Source organism: Pantoea sp. SORGH_AS_0659 (assembly GCF_031453915.1).
Lineage (GTDB): Bacteria > Pseudomonadota > Gammaproteobacteria > Enterobacterales > Enterobacteriaceae > Pantoea > Pantoea leporis.
This window is the reverse complement of the sequence record NZ_JAVJAK010000001.1, coordinates 2,193,361-2,210,696: the sequence shown is the minus strand read 5'-3', so window position 1 is coordinate 2,210,696 and position 17,336 is coordinate 2,193,361. Positions and strand designations below refer to the sequence as shown.

The 17,336-nt window shown below is 55.0% G+C and carries 15 protein-coding genes; 12 read left to right on the top strand and 3 right to left on the bottom strand.

From position 1 onward, the window contains the following. The first annotated feature begins 207 nt into the window (after positions 1–207). From Q3H59_RS10275 to Q3H59_RS10250, 6 genes are all read left to right on the top strand, one after another. Positions 208–1,755 (top strand): FGGY-family carbohydrate kinase, encoded by a 1,548-nt coding sequence (locus tag Q3H59_RS10275; RefSeq protein WP_280172841.1) that lies wholly within the window; start codon positions 208–210, stop codon positions 1,753–1,755. A 10-nt stretch (positions 1,756–1,765) separates the two neighbouring features. Continuing rightward, positions 1,766–3,292, top strand: coding sequence for a glycerol-3-phosphate dehydrogenase (locus tag Q3H59_RS10270; RefSeq protein ID WP_280172842.1), 1,527 nt, complete (start codon positions 1,766–1,768; stop codon positions 3,290–3,292). Between the two features lie 10 nt (positions 3,293–3,302). After that, positions 3,303–4,241, top strand: coding sequence for a sugar phosphate isomerase/epimerase (locus Q3H59_RS10265; RefSeq protein ID WP_280172843.1), 939 nt, complete (start codon positions 3,303–3,305; stop codon positions 4,239–4,241). A gap of 152 nt (positions 4,242–4,393) precedes the next feature. Further along, positions 4,394–5,347 carry a sugar-binding transcriptional regulator gene (locus tag Q3H59_RS10260; RefSeq protein WP_309834620.1) on the top strand — a complete coding sequence of 318 codons (954 nt, stop codon included), beginning with the start codon at positions 4,394–4,396 and terminating at the stop codon, positions 5,345–5,347. Between the two features lie 165 nt (positions 5,348–5,512). Next, the gene (locus Q3H59_RS10255; protein ID WP_110866164.1) at positions 5,513–5,860 is read left to right on the top strand and encodes a helix-turn-helix domain-containing protein; all 348 of its coding nucleotides are present in this window, start codon (positions 5,513–5,515) and stop codon (positions 5,858–5,860) included. Between the two features lie 24 nt (positions 5,861–5,884). Next, positions 5,885–7,096, top strand: coding sequence for a HipA domain-containing protein (locus tag Q3H59_RS10250; RefSeq protein ID WP_309834618.1), 1,212 nt, complete (start codon positions 5,885–5,887; stop codon positions 7,094–7,096). A 13-nt stretch (positions 7,097–7,109) separates the two neighbouring features. Here the strand turns inward: Q3H59_RS10250 and Q3H59_RS10245 are convergent, their stop codons facing one another. The 3 genes from Q3H59_RS10245 to Q3H59_RS10235 form a co-directional block, all read right to left on the bottom strand. Continuing rightward, on the bottom strand, positions 7,110–7,850 hold the full coding sequence (locus tag Q3H59_RS10245; protein ID WP_192411823.1) for a DNA-binding transcriptional regulator YciT: 741 nt from the start codon (positions 7,848–7,850) through the stop codon (positions 7,110–7,112). Positions 7,851–7,892: 42 nt separating this feature from the next. Then, positions 7,893–9,155 (bottom strand): DUF1479 domain-containing protein, encoded by a 1,263-nt coding sequence (locus tag Q3H59_RS10240; protein ID WP_309834616.1) that lies wholly within the window; start codon positions 9,153–9,155, stop codon positions 7,893–7,895. A 178-nt stretch (positions 9,156–9,333) separates the two neighbouring features. Beyond that, positions 9,334–9,846: an AAA family ATPase gene (locus Q3H59_RS10235; protein WP_309834614.1), complete on the bottom strand. Its 513-nt coding sequence runs from the start codon at positions 9,844–9,846 to the stop codon at positions 9,334–9,336. Positions 9,847–10,225: 379 nt separating this feature from the next. Here Q3H59_RS10235 and Q3H59_RS10230 point away from each other — a divergent pair, with 379 nt between their 5' ends. Genes Q3H59_RS10230 through Q3H59_RS10205 form a run of 6 tightly spaced genes read left to right on the top strand, consistent with a single transcriptional unit; the run spans position 10,226 to position 17,335 of the window. Then, the gene (locus Q3H59_RS10230; RefSeq protein WP_101764375.1) at positions 10,226–11,251 is read left to right on the top strand and encodes a substrate-binding domain-containing protein; all 1,026 of its coding nucleotides are present in this window, start codon (positions 10,226–10,228) and stop codon (positions 11,249–11,251) included. A 10-nt stretch (positions 11,252–11,261) separates the two neighbouring features. Further along, complete coding sequence (locus tag Q3H59_RS10225; protein WP_309834612.1) at positions 11,262–12,770, top strand: sugar ABC transporter ATP-binding protein; 1,509 nt, start codon at positions 11,262–11,264, stop codon at positions 12,768–12,770. After that, positions 12,767–13,762: an ABC transporter permease gene (locus Q3H59_RS10220; RefSeq protein WP_309834610.1), complete on the top strand. Its 996-nt coding sequence runs from the start codon at positions 12,767–12,769 to the stop codon at positions 13,760–13,762. Before Q3H59_RS10225 ends, Q3H59_RS10220 begins: the two co-directional genes overlap by 4 nt. 13 nt (positions 13,763–13,775) lie before the next feature. Continuing rightward, positions 13,776–14,765 carry a sugar-binding transcriptional regulator gene (locus tag Q3H59_RS10215; RefSeq protein WP_101764372.1) on the top strand — a complete coding sequence of 330 codons (990 nt, stop codon included), beginning with the start codon at positions 13,776–13,778 and terminating at the stop codon, positions 14,763–14,765. Next, positions 14,758–16,512 (top strand): glycerol-3-phosphate dehydrogenase/oxidase, encoded by a 1,755-nt coding sequence (locus Q3H59_RS10210; RefSeq protein ID WP_309834608.1) that lies wholly within the window; start codon positions 14,758–14,760, stop codon positions 16,510–16,512. Before Q3H59_RS10215 ends, Q3H59_RS10210 begins: the two co-directional genes overlap by 8 nt. Beyond that, positions 16,496–17,335 carry a class I fructose-bisphosphate aldolase gene (locus Q3H59_RS10205; RefSeq protein ID WP_192411816.1) on the top strand — a complete coding sequence of 280 codons (840 nt, stop codon included), beginning with the start codon at positions 16,496–16,498 and terminating at the stop codon, positions 17,333–17,335. The genes Q3H59_RS10210 and Q3H59_RS10205 overlap by 17 nt, the downstream gene beginning before the upstream one ends. Position 17,336: the final 1 nt, after the last annotated feature.

The window sequence follows — 17,336 nt, the reverse complement described above, 5'->3', positions numbered from 1 at the left end:
TTCTACCTGTAAGGTTTTGACGCCTGATTCGTGATCACAATCGCTATTTCAGGTGAAATTTATTGGTTTTATCGAAAAATAATACAGTTGATATGTTATCTCAGTGAGAAGTGGTGTAAGACATTATTTAGCAAATTCATCACAGCCCGTTAACACCTTTCGGTGTTGGCGGCGATGAATTTAACTCTTCTTCTTTCGGAGGTGTATGTGGACAGTGGCGATATCATTCTGGGTCTGGATTCCGGCACCTCGGTGGTTAAAGCGGTGGCGTTTGATCTGGAAGGCACGCAACTGGCATGCGCATCGGTGCGTAACCGTTATTACCGCAGCGAAGGCGGCGCAGCGCAGCAGTCAATGAGCCAAACCTGGCAGGATGCGGTCACAGCGATACGCAAACTGGGTGAACGCGTCGACAACCTGGCCGCGCGGGTGGTTGCCGTGGCCGTCACCGCACAAGGCGACGGCAGCTGGCTGGTGGGTGCCAACAATCAGCCGGTCGGCGATGCCTGGATCTGGCTGGATGCGCGTGCGGCACCAACGGTTGAAAAACTCAATCAGCACCCGTTAGCCGCCGCGCGCTTTCGCGCTACCGGCACCGGACTCAACACCTGTCAGCAGGGATCGCAGTTGGCGCACATGGATCACCTCTATCCCGAGCTGTTAGCTAACAGCGAAGTGGCGCTGCACTGCAAAGATTGGCTTTACCTCAATCTCACCGGCATCCGCGCCACTGATCCTTCTGAGGCCAGCTTTACCTTTGGCAACTTCCGCCACCAGCGCTATGACGATCAGGTGATTGCCGCGCTGGGGCTGGAACAGCATCGTCATCTGCTGCCGGAGATCATTGAAGGCACAGACGCCACGCATCCGTTAACCGCGGAAGCCGCGCAGGCCACCGGTTTACGGGCTGGCACGCCAATCTGCCTCGGCTATGTCGATATGGCGATGACCGCGCTTGGCGCTGGCGTGCACACCGGCGAAGCCAATACCGCCTGCTCGATTGTTGGCTCGACCGGCGTACATCTGCGCAGCGTCACCATTGGTGAGGTGTGGCTGAATCCGGCACAAACCGGCTACGTGATCCCGCTGCCGTGGCCGGGCTATGTCACGCAGGTGCAAACCAATATGGCATCAACGCTCAATCTTGACTGGCTACTGAATCTCGCCAGCGATCTGCTTAACAGCTTTGGCTGTGAAATCGATCATGCCCGTTTGGTGGGCCATATCGATCGCTGGCTCAACGCGGCGAAGCCCGGCAGCCTGCTTTATCACCCGTATATCTCGATTGCCGGTGAGCGCGGGCCGTTTGTTAATGCCGAGGCGCGCGCCAGCTTTACCGGCCTGAGTTACACCCACAATTTTGGCGATCTGGTGCGGGCGGTCATTGAAGGCATCGGTTTTGCGGCGCGCGATTGCTATCAGGCGATGGGCAGTTTGCCGGGAGAAATTCGTTTAACCGGCGGCGCGGTGCGTTCGAAGCCGTTACGCCAGATTTTATCTGCCTGCATTGGTGCGCCGGTGCGCATCAGCCAGCGCGACGAAGCCGGAGCGGCCGGTGCCGCGATGATGGCGGCGGTGGCGATTGGCGCGTATCCGTCGATGGAGAGCTGCGTCAAAACCTGGGTGATGCCGCTGCTGGATGCGCCCGAAGCGCCCGCGAGCGAACTGATGCAGCGCTATAACCAGCTGTTTCCCACCTATCAGCAGCTGCGTAACGATCTTCCTGCCGCCTGGCACGCGCTAAAACAGTTTTGAGGAGTAAATCATGAGTGAACACATGCTGGATCTGTTTGTGATTGGCGGCGGTATCAACGGTGCTGGTATCGCGCGTGACGCTGCCGGTCGCGGATTGTCGGTAATGATGTGTGAGAAAGATGACCTCGCGCAGGGCACCTCATCGCGCTCCGGCAAGCTGGTGCACGGCGGGCTGCGTTATCTGGAGTATTACGAGTTTCGGCTGGTGCGTGAGGCGCTGATCGAGCGCGAAGTGCTGCTCAACGCCGCGCCGCATATCATCTGGCCGATGCGGTTTGTCTTGCCGCACAGCCCAACCGATCGCCCGGCGTGGCTGGTGCGCCTCGGCCTGTTTCTTTATGACAACCTTGGCGGCCGTCAGAAACTGCCGGGCACGCGTTCGCTGGATTTACGCCGCGATCCTGAAGGTGCGCCGCTGCTGGACAGTTACAGTAAAGGATTCGAGTACTCCGATTGCTGGGTGGATGATGCGCGGCTGGTGACGCTGAATGCGCTGGATGCCGCCGAGCGCGGCGCCACCATTCTGCCGCGTACCCGCTGCGTAGCGGCGACACGTCATAACGGCAAGTGGGAAATCACCCTGCAGGATGCCAGCGGTACCTCACGCACCGTGTTTGCCAAAGTGTTGGTCAACGCCGCCGGACCGTGGGTGCTGGATATCGTTAATCAGGTGACACACACCAAAAGCAGTCGCAACGTGCGGCTGGTCAAAGGCTCGCACATCATCGTGCCGAAATTCTGGGAAGGTCAGCAGGCGTATCTGGTGCAGAACACCGACAAGCGGGTGATCTTTATCAACCCGTATGAAGGCGATAAAGCGCTGATCGGCACCACCGATATTCCGTGGCAAGGCAAAGCGGAAGCGGTCACCGCTGACGACAGCGAACAGCAATACCTGATCGACGTGGTGAATCGCTACTTCAAGGTGAAACTGCGCGCCAGTGATGTGATCACGCGCTTCTCCGGCGTGCGTCCGCTGTTTGATGACGGCAAAGGCAATCCGTCGGCGGTGACGCGTGATTACGTGTTTGACCTCGACGATCAACAAAATGCCCCGCTGCTGCATGTGTTTGGTGGCAAGATCACCACCTTCCGCAAGCTGGCTGAACATGCGATACAAAAACTGGCACCGTTCTTCCCCAACATGGGCGCGGACTGGACGCGGGGCGCCACCTTACCGGGCGGCGATATGCCACACGCCGATTTCGACAGTTTCTTAGAGCAGGTCAAAGCGCGCTGGCCGTGGCTACCGCAGGCGCTGCGTAAACACTATGCGCGGCTGTATGGCACGCGTATCGATAAGCTGATCGGTCATGCCAATGCGCTGGGCGATCTTGGCCGCCATTTTGGTGGGCAGCTGTACGAAGCCGAGGTGCGTTATCTGGTGGAAAACGAGTGGGCGCAGCAGGCCGAGGATGTGTTGTGGCGCCGCACCAAGCATAAGTTGCACCTCGATGACGCGCAGCAACAGGCTTTCACCCAGTGGTTCAACGCCACCTTTGCTGCTCCCGCGCCGCTGCGTGCGCATGCCGGATAAGAGGTGAATCATGCCGTTAACGCTGTCACTGAATACTAATCCGTTGGTGAACCGCTTTGCCGACCCGCAGGATTTGATTACCACCGTGGCGCAGCAGATCCGCATCCGTGATGTGCAGCTCACCCATGAATTTATCAATCCCGGCTGGCCTGCTGCGACCCTCACGCGCATGACGCGCAAGATGCAGCAGGCGCTACGCGCCACCGGCGTGCGCGTGACCTCCGGCATGACCGGACCCTATGGTCGCCTCAACCATTTTGGTCACCCTGATGTCGAAGTGCGCCGCTATTATGTTGACTGGTTTAAAATCTTCGCTGATATCACCGCCGAGCTGGGCGGCGACGCGGTAGGTTCGCAGTTCGCCATCTTTACCCAGCAGGATTTCAACGATGTTGCGCGCCGCGACGCACTGATCGACATTGCCATTGATTGCTGGGCCGACGTTGCCGAACACGCCAAAGCCGCCGGATTGAAATACCTGTTTTGGGAACCCATGAGCGTGGGCCGCGAGTTCGGCGAAACCATTCCGGCCTGTCTGGCGCTGCAGCAGCGTTTGAGTGCTGCCTCAATGGCGCTGCCGATGTGGATGATGGCGGATATCGATCACGGAGATGTCACTTCCGCCGATCCGCGCGATTACGATCCTTATGCGTGGGCCGAAGCGGTGCCGCGTTACTCGCCGATTATCCATATTAAACAGAGCATGCTGGATAAAGGCGGACACAGACCTTTTACATTGCAGTACAATGCCGGCGGTCGCATTCAGCCGCAGCCACTGCTGGACGCGCTGGCGCGCGGCGGGGCGCATGATAATGAGATCTGCCTTGAGCTGAGCTTTAAAGAGCGCGAGCCAACCGATAGCAACGTGGTGACGGAGATCGCCGAAAGCGTCGCCTTCTGGGCCGGGCATATTGATACCGGCGTGCAGGATCTGCATTTGGCGGAGTGAGGGCCGCGGTTTCCCCCTCACCCTAACCCTCTCCCGCAAGCGGGCGAGGGAACTGTGCGCGCGCGCACGCTGCTCGATCGGCCCCTTCTCCCACTTGTGGGAGAAGGTTGGGATGAGGGCTTAAGCGCACCATATAAACCAAAGGACAACCCATGAAACCGGCACCAACCTCGACTGAACGCGACGAATCTCTGGCGCTGCGCGCCGCATGGCTGCACTACGTCGGCGGTTTAACGCAGGCGGAAGTGGCGAAACGACTCGGGCTGCCGTCGGTGAAAACGCACCGCATGATTGCGCGCATGGTGGCGGAAGGCGCGGTGAAGGTGTCGATTGATGGTGATATCGTCGCCTGCGTCGCACTAGAAGATCGTCTGCGCGCGAAATTCGCGCTTAACTTCTGTCATGTCGCCCCCGATCTTGGCGAAGAAGGCTTGCCGGTGCGCGCGCTGGGCATGGCGGGCGCGGATTACCTGCGTAACCTGATCACCGCGTCGCCTTCTACCACCTTAGGTCTGGGGCATGGTCGCACCCTTTCCGCCGCCATCCATCAATTGCCACGTATTGATGCGCCGCATATGCGCTTTGTCTCGCTGCTCGGCTGTTTAACCCGCAACTACGCGCTCAATCCTCACGACGTTATGCACCGCGTCGCCGAGAAAACCGGTGCGCAGGCCTACATGATGCCCGTGCCTTTCTTTGCCAATACCCAGGAAGATCGCCAAGTGTTACTGGCGCAGCGCGGCGTGAGCGAGGTGTTTGCCATGGCGGCGCAAAGTGAAGTCAAACTGGTGGGAATTGGCACCGTGGAACCCGCGGCTCAGCTGGTTGAAGCCGGCATGATTGATGAAGCGGAGATCAACGATATCTCCTCATCCGGCGCGGTCGGCGAGCTGCTGGGCCACTTCTTCGATGCCAACGGACAGATGATTCACACCAACTTAACGGCCCGCACGTTGTCGGTGGATCTCGATCTCTCGCATCGCGCAGAGATTGTCGCCCTGGCGGGCGGCGCCAGTAAGGTCGCCGCGATTCGCGCAGTGCTGGCCAGCGGTCTGGTGACCGGTTTGATCACGGATGAGGTCACCGCGCAGGCATTGGTGGGCTGAATTGCAATGATGAAATGTTCACTGTGTAGTACCAATAAGCGTAATTGGTACTACACAGTGAACATCTCTGACATTATGCGCCGTTGAAAAAATCCTTCACATCAGGCTAAGATGTTCCATATATAGTACAAATTACGTTTATTGGTACCCTGTATGGAACAAGTCATGGCTTCTATCACTTCACCCACCTCACGCTATGCTCAGGAAGCGATTGCACTATTAGCTTCCTTGATTCGTGCTGAACGTATCGAGAAGCAAATTCCAGTATCTGAGTTAGCAGAAAGAGCCGGTATTTCGCGTGGGACTTTACATCGCATTGAGCAAGGCGACGTGAAATGTCAGATTGGCAGTTATTTCGAGATTGCGGCCATATTGGGCATTCCCCTGTTTGATGCAGAGGTGAGTTTGCCATCATTGGTCAGTCATCGAAATCGTGTTGAAGAAAAGCTCAAGCTGTTACCCAAACACACCAGTAAAAAAAAGAGTAGCAGGAAGGTGAAGGATGACTTCTGAAGCGCATTTTAGAGACGCTTACGTATGATATGGCTGCCTGGTGAAACATCACCAGTGGTGGCGGGCAGGCTTGAGACTGAAGGCGATACGCTGCTTTTCAACTATGGTCGTAGTTATCTGCAGCGAGAAAACCGCATTCCGCTCAATCCCAATGAACTTCCTTTGCGGACTGGCGTTATTCCGCCGCTGAATGGGTTAAACATTGCGGGATGTATCCGTGACAGCGCACCTGATGCCTGGGGACGCCGGGTCATTATCAACCGTCGTATGGGACGGAAAGGCGCCAACGTCGATACCGGAATACTCGATGAGCTGACGTATCTCATTGAGTCCGGTTCAGATCGCATTGGTGCCCTGGATTTCCAGCACTCAGCAACGGAATACATTCCGCGCTCAACTGCAAATGTCACCCTTCCTGAATTACTGGAGTCGGCTGATCGGGTTGAAAAAGGCGTGCCGCTAACACCCGAACTGGATCAGGCGCTTTTCCATGGGACGTCGATCGGTGGCGCGCGGCCAAAAGCGCTGATCGAGGCCGAGGGAAAAAAATACATCGCGAAATTTTCTGCCAGTGCGGATATCTGGAACGTGGTGAAAGGCGAATTCCTGGCGATGCGGTTGGCGCAGTTGGCAGGATTGCATGTCGCTCCGGTGACGTTAGTCAAAGCAGCAGGACGCGATGTGATCATGATTGAGCGCTTTGATCGCGAACATAAAGCCGATGGATGGACGCGAAAAGTGATGCTTTCGGCGCTGACCCTGTTTGAACTCGACGATATGCTGGCGCGCTATGCCAGCTACGAAACACTCGCTGAAATTATTCGTCAACGTTTTGCCTCGCCCAAAGAGACTTTGCTAGAGCTGTATAAACGGCTTTGCTTCAATATTCTCTGCGGCAACACCGATGACCATGCCCGCAATCATGCCGCCTTTTGGGATGGTAACAGCTTCAGTCTTACGCCTGCTTATGACATTTGCCCACAAGATCGCGCTGGCAATGAAGCCTCGCAGGCGATGTTGATTAGTGGCAACAATAATCTGAGTTGTATGAGCAGCTGCCTTGATGCCGCTCATCACTTTGCTTTGAGTCGCGCTGACGCGCATGCGCATTTCATGCTGATAAAAACGTCGATTGAAACCTATTGGCATCATGTTTGTGATGAAGCCGATTTGAGCAAGGTGGATCGGGAAAGCTTGTGGCACAGGCAGTTCATCAATCCTTTTTCACTTGAATAGCTGATTGCGTGAGCTAGACCAAACTCACTTCCACGCCCTTCTCACGCAGCGCTTTTTGATAGCTCGCCTCCAGTTCGGCATCGGTGATCAGTTGGTTAAACGGCTGAAGCGGTGCCAGCGCAAACGGATGAATCTGGCCAAACTTTGAGGAATCCGTCAGCGCGATGGTGTGTGTAGGCTTTTCCATGATGGCGTTGACCACGTCACAGCGCAGCATATCGCGGCCGGTAAAGCCGGTGACTGCATCCCAGCCATCAATCCCAATAAACGCCTTGTGGAAATTGAGGTGCTGAATACACAGACGCGTCAGCGGCCCCACCACCGATTCACTGCTTTTCTGGAACAGGCCGCCAAGGATGATCACATCGCCGCCCTTTTCGCGCAGCAATCCGGCGATGTAATGGCTCACGGTAATGATGGTGATATCGTTGCGTTCACTCAGTTCACGCGCCAGCAAGGCGTTAGTACTGCCGCCTTCGATAAACACCGTTTCACCGCTGTTCACCAGCGACGCCGCGTACTCGGCCAGACGCTTTTTCACCGCGAAGCGGGTTTGCATACGCGCGCCAACATCATCACTTTCTGGCGCCACGGCGGAACCGTGCACGCGGCGCAGAAAGCCGCCTTTCTCCAGAAGATTGAGATCCTGACGCACCGTCACTTCTGAGACGCCGGTGGTGTGCGCCAGCTCATTTACGCTGACGCTGCCGCGCTCGCTGACCAATTGGATAATCTGCTGATGACGTGCGTTCATAACACCCGCTGCTGTGAAATTTTTGCCAAGCTTACCAGAAATTTAGCCCAATCCCAGACTGCGGCGACCATTGGCATTCAGCGCATCGAGGGTGAAGCGATCGCGCCACTGCGTTTCATAATCCTCCTGCGGGAAATCGCCTGGCGACGCACCGCTGGCCAGCGCCTGCGCCACTTTTGTCGCGTATGCGGCATTTTTCTCACACAGCGGTGCGGCGGGAATGTACATCACATTGCCCCAGCCTTGCTGATTTTCTACCGGCGCGACCGAGTGGATCACATCACAATGCCACCAAACCGAATCGCCAGCCTGCAGCGCGGGAATCGAACACAAGCCCTCAATCAGTTCCGGATGCCACTGCGCTGAAACCGGCAGCACTTTGCCCGGCGCAACGCCGCAAAGCTCATCTTCCGGTACATCTTTCAACAACGGACGCAGTAACAAATAGGCCATCGCTTCCGGCACCGGCACCACATGCAGCAAGCCCTGACCAATCTGCATATCCGACAGCGCGGTCCAGCCCTGGAAGGTACGGAATACCGAGCACTTGGTGGTAGTCCCCGATTGATACTCATTCACTTCAGTGCGATGCGCCGCATCCCAGGGATCGTATTGATCAAACTGGTTGGTGAAAATTTTGCTGAACACCTGTTGATACGCCGGCAGTAACCAACGCTCCAATGCGCCTGAATCAGTGTGCGCGCCAAGACCTTTGGAGGTGGTGCCCGGCAAGCGGCGACGAATACGATCGGGATAAATGATGCTGACGTCAGGATCAAACCAGCGCGAGCCGCGCGACTCAAACGTCCACAAGCGATTGAGGAAAGATTGCGTCTGGGCCATGGCCTCGCTTTGACGCGCTGACATCTGCGCATCGCTCCAGTAAATCGGATAGATTTCCGGACGTGACGCATCAAGATTGCCGAAGAAGTTATCGCCCGGCCCTTGGTAGACGCTGTCGAAATCGTTGTCATCGAGGTACTTAAGCATTGATTCATCCCAGGCCAGCGCCTGATCGCGCGGGAATGTCTGCTTCACTACCACACAACCGCGCCGACGAATATGATCCTTCACCTCATCGGTGATACGTCCTGCCGCAATATCCTGCTGGCTGACCTGCGGCCACGCGCTGCCGTTTTGCGCCTCTTCCGCGCGAGCGGCTGCAATTTCGCTGACGATTTTGCTTCTGACTTGTTCAAACAGACCTTCAACATCGCCGATCTGCTCTCTTAGCACCCTTTTCATCAGGCATACGTTTTGTTTGAAATCATCAGGGTGTTGCAATGAAGTGAAAGTATTATTCATGACATGCTCCGATTCGTTAACTTGATAGTTTCATTCGAAACTAAAATACGCTTCATTCATAACAAATGCGTAGCAATAAACAATAATGCAACCGCCGAATCCGGAGGTTGATCACATTAACATCGAAGAATTAGTTTCAGGTGAAAGTGGCGGCATATTAAATGCCGCCACTGAAAGATCAGGATTGTGAGGTTTTCGGCAGCGCTTGCAGAATGGCATCCACGCACTGCTGCACCGAAAGCAAGGCGCTATCAAGCTGCAAATGATCGCGCTCCCAGGCTTGATATTCGCGCTGTTCAACTGCCTGCCAATCCGGCAGCTTCAAACCTTTAATATCGGAAGCGCGATTTTCGACGCGAAAGCGATGTTTGTTACGATCGGAACAGATTACTTCGACTTCCAGCAGCGGCGCACCGCTCAACAAGGCGATATCGCGATAAGCGTTGCGGATCAGTTGCAGGTCGTTAACCGAGTCGGTAATAACGGTGGAACCGAGCAGCAAATTGTCGCGTGCCAATCCGTAGATAACGAAATATCCTTCCGGCCCGATCGCTTTCTCGCTCTCTTCACCCGATCGCAACGCCTGTTCGATAGTATCGACGCGTAAATACACCGCGCCGATCTGCTGCGCTAATAAGCGCGCAATGGTGCTTTTGCCGGTGCCGGGTAATCCGCTAAACGTGATGAGCATTAATTAATTCCTATTTTGCATTGATGTTCAATCGTGATTAGCCTGACGGTGAATGCGATTTTTATTATCACTGCAGGCCAGGTTTCCTCTTTCCTGGCTGAACGTCCCAGTTGGCACGTTTGCAGCGCTGGATGCGTAAATAGCTTTCGTCACTAAATGTGTAAAACGGTAAGAGCCCCTTGCGCAATTAGTGAACGCACTCACAAGTCAGAAACAATTCATTAACCAACGTTTGATCTTTTCCCCGCCAGCTTTTATACCTTTTGAAAATTATTTCATGCATAAGAAATAATTTTCAAGGTCAACCCCGGCTCGTTTTTCCGCGTTTTGTCGTCACGGCTGAGCCATACACATTCAGCGTCAGTTCCGGGGAATAAACATGAAAAAAATCACTGTTCTACTCGCCAGTTTGTTCATGGCGGGCAGTTTCACCAGCATCACGCAAGCAGCGGATGCGCCTCAATTTCGCTGTAAACCCGGCGAAACTTACTACATGAACGTGATGGTGACAGGCGTAGAGTATTGGTTCCCGGTTTACGAAATGTTCAAGCAGGCTGCGCATCAGCTGGGCTGTAAGACCGTATACGGTGGCACACCCGCTTATGACGTTAACCAGCAACTCTCAAGCTTTGAACAAATCCTGGCACAAAAACCCGCCGGTATTTTTCTTCATCCGATGAATCCTGACCCCTTTATTGAGCCCATTAATCGTGCTGCTGAAATGGGCATTCCAGTGGTGACGTTTGCCGCCGATTCACCTAACAGTAAACGCGTTGCTTATATCACCTCAGACAATTTCCGTGAGGGTAAAGCTGCAGCCGACGAACTAGGGAAAGCAATGGGTAAAGGTGCCGAATTTGCGGTGCTGGAAAACCCCGGTCAGGATAATCACGATAGGCGTGTCACTGCGTTTATTAATGAGATGAAAACCGCCTTTCCTGACAGCAAATTAGTCGCACGCGCTGCGACGAATCAGGACCCTTCGAAAGCCTATAACGCCGTACTCTCAATGTTGCAGGCGAACCCCAATCTGAAAGGCATCTTTATGCCGGAAGCCAGCTCTGCGATTGGTGCTGCGCAGGCAGTGGCTGAAAACGGCGGCAAAGTGAAAGTGATGACCGTGGATGTCAACGCTAAGGTGCTGGATATGATTAAAAGCGGTCAGGTATTTGGCGCAATCAATCCAAATCAGGGCATCCAAGGCTATATGGGTTTTATGACCTTGTTCCTTGCTGCTCATCCTGAACTGATCGATCCGATGAATGACGCCAAACGCAACGGGACCAATCCTTTTGCCTTCCCAATCCTTGATAACGGTTATGCGGTGGTGACTAAAGACAACGCCGATGATTTCCGCTGGGATGCTTATCTGAAACGCCGCGGCACTAAAGGCATCAATGAGTAAGGCGACGATTATGACAGCACTATTGGAATTACGTGGCATCACTAAAAGTTTTGGCGCGGTACGGGCTTTACAGGGGGTAGATCTCACCCTCCGCGCGGGAGAAATTCATGCGCTGGCCGGAGAGAATGGCGCTGGAAAATCAACGTTGATGAACATTATTGATGGCATTTTGCGTCCAGATGGTGGCGAGATATTGCTGTGTGGCAAGGCCGTGACCATTCGCTCACCACGTGAAGCACAGAGTCTTGGCATTGGTCTGGTACATCAGGAAATTGCTCTTTGTCCTGATATCAGCATTTATGAAAACATTTGGATGGCGCATGCCGCTGGCCAGCGCGGCGTGCTCATGCCGCATAAAATACTACGTGAAAAAGCGCAGCAGGTGATGAATCGACTCGCGCCGATAGCGGTGACTAAAAAAGTGGGTGAACTTTCTCTCTCTCAGCAGCAACTGGTGGAGATCGCCAAAGCGCTGACGCTGGATTGTCGCCTGCTCATTCTGGATGAACCCACCGCCGCGCTAACCGAACCAGAGGCTCAAACGCTGTTTACGATTGTGCGCCAGTTGCAGGCGCAAGGCATTTCAGTCGTCTATATCAGCCATCGCATGGCAGAGATTTTTGCGCTATGCCAGCACATCACCATTCTACGCGATGGCCTTACGGTACACAGTTCAACGCTGCAAAACATGACGCCCGATGAAGTGATTACACGTTTGGTCGGACGCGAACTGTCGCAACTCTATCCTGATAAACGCCCAGTTAGCGCCGCTTCACCATTGCTTGAAGTGCGTGAGCTTGGCGATGGCAAACACTTCAACGATATCAATTTTGATTTGCGTCCCGGCGAAATCCTTGGCATTGGCGGTTTGATGGGGGCAGGACGCAGCGAAATTGCGCAGGGTATCTGCGGTTTACTGCCCATCAAACGTGGCGCAATCCGTATCAAGAGCAAAGCTGTGACATTGAGGGATTACGCCGCGAGTATTGCGCTGCGCATGGTCTATTTGTCGGAGGATCGCAAAGATGCCGGACTTTTTTTAACGATGCCGATCGAATGGAACATTTCGGCTCTGGATGTCAACGCAGTCAGTCATCATCGTTTGTTGATCAGTCCGCAGCTTGAGCGTCAGCAGGCAGAGGCGCTGGCAAAGCAAGTGAAACTCAAGCTTGCCAAATTAAGCGATCCGGTGTCGTCGCTATCAGGTGGGAATCAGCAGAAAGTCGCGCTAGCACGCGTATTATCGGTACAGCCGGAAATTGTATTTTTTGACGAACCAACACGTGGCGTGGATGTCAGCGCCAAGGCTGAGATCTACAGTATCCTCGCCAAACTGGCGGCCAGCGGTGTGGGTTTAATCGTGATTTCATCAGAGTTACCGGAACTCATTGGCCTGTGTGATCGCATCATCGTGATTCATGAAGGGCGCATGAGCGGAGAAGTGACCGGTGAGGCAATGAATGAAGAGAACCTGATGCGGCTAGCGGCTGGCATCATTCCAGAAGCGGAGGCTGTATGACAATGAATACCACCTTGCCTACACTGCAAAAATCGCGTTGGTCTCTTTTTGGCGGCATTCACAAACAGCGCGAAGTGGGACTGATTGCGGTCATTGCACTGATCTTCATGGTGATGAGTTTCACTTCCCCCTACTTTCTCACCTGGGCCAACATGAAGGCGATGCTACTGTCGTTTTCAATTGAAGGCATTGTGGTGATTGGCATGACTATTCTGCTAATAGTTGGCGGTATCGACCTTTCGGTTGGCGCAGTGGTTTGTCTTTCAATGGTGGTCGCTGGGCAGCTATTTCTTAGCGGCGTGGATCCCTGGCTGGCTGGCGTAGGCGGCATTGCGGCGGCGGCGCTGATTGGCTTTTTAATGGGGCTGACGGTAACAAAAATCGGCCTCAGTCACTTTATCGCTTCGCTGGCGGCGATGGTTATCGTGCGCGGCCTGTGTATGATCGTCACTCAGGGAACGCCGCTATCATTATTTACCCTGCCCGTGAGTTTCAAATTTATCGGCCAGGGCGTTCTGTGGGGCGTTCCGTTCGTTATCCTGCTGTTCTTCGTGCTGGTCGCACTGTTCGACTTCTTTCTGCGTAAAGCCACGTTATTTCGCAAAGTGTTCTACACCGGCAGTAATGAACGTGCCGCCGCCTATTCCGGCATCAACATTAATCGCATCAAATTGTGGGTCACAGTACTGACCTCTACGCTGGCAGGACTCGCCGGCATTATTTATATGGCACGTCTTGGCTCTGCAACGCCAACCTTTGGTGTCGGTATGGAACTGAATGTCATTGCAGCGGCGGTCATTGGCGGCGCGAGTCTGAAAGGTGGCACTGGCTCAATTCTTGGCGCGGTGCTTGGTGTTGCATTGCTGTCGATCGTCACCAGCTCGCTAATATTAATCAACGTCTCCGTTTACTGGCAGGAGTTGATTAAAGGTTTGATTTTACTGGCCGCCGTCTCAATCGATCACTTACTGAATAAATACCGTGCTGCATAAGGAATTATCGCCCATGGAATTCGCTAATGAGCACCCTGCGTTTCATAGCGCGCGTCAGATTTACCAGGTTCTGGTGATGTATTACCTCGATGGCAAGAAACAGTCGGAGATTGCGGTTGAAACCGGCTTATCGGTTGCCAGTGTTAATCGTCTGATACGTCAGGGCAAGGAGAGCGGCATGGTGGAAATCACCATCAAATCCCCTTGGCTTTCAGCACATCAACTGGAGAGCGATCTGGCTGCCCTCGGTCAGTTGCAACAGGTGGTGGTGGCGCCGAACGTTGCACGCAGTGAGGATCATAGTCTGCAAATGGTCGGCGCAGCGGCGGCAGAATATTTGTTATCACGCTTAAAGGATGGCGATGTCATTGCTATTACTGGTGGCAAAGGTGTAAGTGCGCTGGTTGAAGCATTACAACCCTCACGTAAATACGATGTTCAAGTGGTACCCGCGCTGGGCTGCGTGCAAGGCAAACATTACACCGACGTCAATCATGTGGCCTCGGAAATGGCGGCGCGTCTTGGCGGACACGCATGGCAGATTCACGCCCCGCTTTTTACTGATTCTGCCGATGAACGCGACATGCTGATGGGCATTAGCGCCGTCGACCAGGTGCTGGATAAAGCGCGTAACGCCACGTTAGCGGTAGTGGGTTTAGGATCAATTCATAGCGACAACTCCAGCTACTACGATCTTAACCTCTCGGCGCGCCATGCTTCCTCCAGCATTGAAACCAGCGGTGCGCGCAGTGAACTGTTAGCCTGGCTGCTGGATGCTAACGGCCAACCGGCTCCGTTCGATGCCAACCGGCGTTTGGTTGGCCTGACGTTGCCTGAACTGCAACGCATTCCCTTCTCAATGGCGGTGGTGGCTGGTCGTGACAAAGTGGACCCGATTGACTGCGTGCTGCACGGTCAGTGGCTGAAAGGCATGGTCACTGATGAATCGACTGCGGCAGGCGTACTGGAATTGGCCCTGAGCCGAGGAGCATCTCATGGATAACATTAAAACCCGCGAACATCGTCTGAGCGCCCTGCGCCTGCGTTCATCGACACCGGTGTTGATTGTCGGCGGCGGCATCAACGGCATCAGTACGTTTCGTGAGCTGGCGTTACAGGGCATTCCGGCGATTCTGGTGGAAAAAGGCGACTGGTGTCAGGCCGCCAGCGGTGCGCTGTCGCGCATGATTCATGGCGGTTTGCGGTATCTGGAAACCGGTGAATTCACGCTGGTCAAAGAGTCGGTCACCGAGCGCGATCGCCTGCTGAAAAATGCGTCGCACTATGTTTTCCCCCTACGCACCACGGTGCCGATCGATAATCTCGCTGGCGGCTTAGTGAATGCTACCCGCCGTTTTCTAAGCCTGAGCGATAAACCGACGCGGCGCGGGGCGTTGCTGATCAAAACCGGGCTTAGCCTGTATGACATTTACACCCGCCAATATGGATCGATGCCGAAGCATCAGGTGCGCAATGAAGCCGCCACGCGTGACCGCTGGCCAGGATTCGCGCCCTGGGTGAAATACAGCGCCAGCTATTACGATGCCTGGATCAGCGCGCCCGAGCGGCTGGGATTTGAGCTGATTGATGATGCCGAAAAAGCCTGTCCAGAGGCGCTGGCGCTCAATTATCTGCAGCTGGTCAGCGCCGAGGGCGAAACGGTTATTTTGCAGGATGCGTTGAGCGGTGAGCGATTTAGCCTGCAACCGCATGTGCTGGTGAATGCCGGTGGCGCATGGATCGACCAGCTTAACCAACGCATCACCTCCAACCGCGATCTGCCAAAGCTGATTGGCGGCACAAAAGGTTCGCATCTGATCCTCGATCATCCTGAATTGCTGCAGATGCTGGACGGCGAAATGGTCTATTTCGAAAACCAGGAAGGCCGCGTCTGCATCATGTTTCCGTGGTTTGGCAAGGTGCTGGTGGGTTCCACCGATATCCGCGTGGACGATCCCGATGCAGTGGTGTGCGAAGAGGAGGAAAAGAGTTATATCCTGGAGTCACTGCGCTTCGTCTTCCCGCATATCGAGGTGGCGGATTCCGCCATCGTTTACACCTTCTGCGGCGTACGTCCGCTGCCCGCCAGCGAGGCTAAACTCAACGGCCAAATCTCGCGCAATCACTCGTTAGTGGTGTTGCCAGCTGACGCCAATCGCGCCTGGAGCACGCTCTGTTTAGTCGGCGGCAAATGGACCACTTTCCGCCAGTTTGGTGAAGAGGCGGCAGATCGCGTGCTGCGGCTGCTCGGCGAAAAACGGCAGGTCTCCAGCGGTGATGTGCCGATTGGCGGCGGACGTGATTTCCCCAAACCTTCAGGACAAACCGCGTGGCTGGCGCAACTGGCGCAGCGTTATGGCGTGCCGCTACCGCGCGTAATGCAACTCGCCAAACGTTACGGCAGCCGCGCCCTGCCGCTGCTGGCGCTGATCCAGCAGCACGGCGAGCAAATGTTGCAGCATCACGCCGCCTACAGCGATGTCGAATTGCGGTATCTGATTGAGCACGAGCAGGTTTGTCAGCTGGAGGATTTGCTGGTGCGCCGCACCTCGCTGGCGATTTGCGGTGAACTTAGCGCGCCGCTGGTGCAGGAGATCGCGCAGATCATGGCCGCGACGCTCGGCTGGAGTGATAGCGAACGCACGCAGCAGCTGCAGCGCGGCTGCGCCAATTTGGCACGGTTGCACGGGCTTACCGGCCTTTACCCCACGGTTTTTCAGGAGGAAACACGACATGTTAGTAACCAATAAAGTGCGCATGCAGCGTCTGTTTCAGCACGGTAAATGTCTGGATGTCGCCATTGATCACGGTATCGCCAACGAGCCTGATTTTCTCATCGGACTGGAGAATATTGAGGGCGTGATGGATAACCTGATCGCCGCGCAGCCGGATGCGATTCAGGTCAACTATGGTCAGGCCGATCTGCTGCAGCGTGTGGCGGGACGCAAACCGGCGCTGGTGATGCGCACCGATGTGGGCAATGCCTACAACGCGGCGCGTCACCGGGAAATGTGGGCGGTGCTGCACAATCCGGATGAACCGATTCTTGCCGCGTTGCAGATGGACGCCGCCGCAGTGGTAGTGAATCTCTATCTGATCCCGGATGAACCGGGCATTTTCCGCATGTGCGTCGAAAATATTGGCCGCTTGCGCCAGGCTTGCGATCGCTACGCCATGCCGCTGATGATTGAGCCGCTGGTGATGGCCCCCGCTGGACAAGGCGCGGCTTACGGCTCACTCGGCGATGTCGAGAAAATTGTGCCGCTGGTGCGGCTGGCGCGTGAGTTAGGTGCCGATATCATCAAAGCCGATCCCACTGAGAACGTGGAAGATTTTCATCGCGTGGTGGAAGCGGCACGCTGTCCCACGCTGGTGCGCGGCGGCGGCAAAGGTGAACTGGCTGGCGTACTGACCAAAAGTGCCGCGCTGATGGCGCAAGGTGCCAGCGGGATGGTGTATGGCCGCAATGTTTATCAACACGATAATCCGTCACGCGTGGTGAAAGCGCTGATGGCGATTATTCATCAGGGCGCCAGCGGCGCGGACGCCCTGGAAATCTATCAGCAGGGTTAAG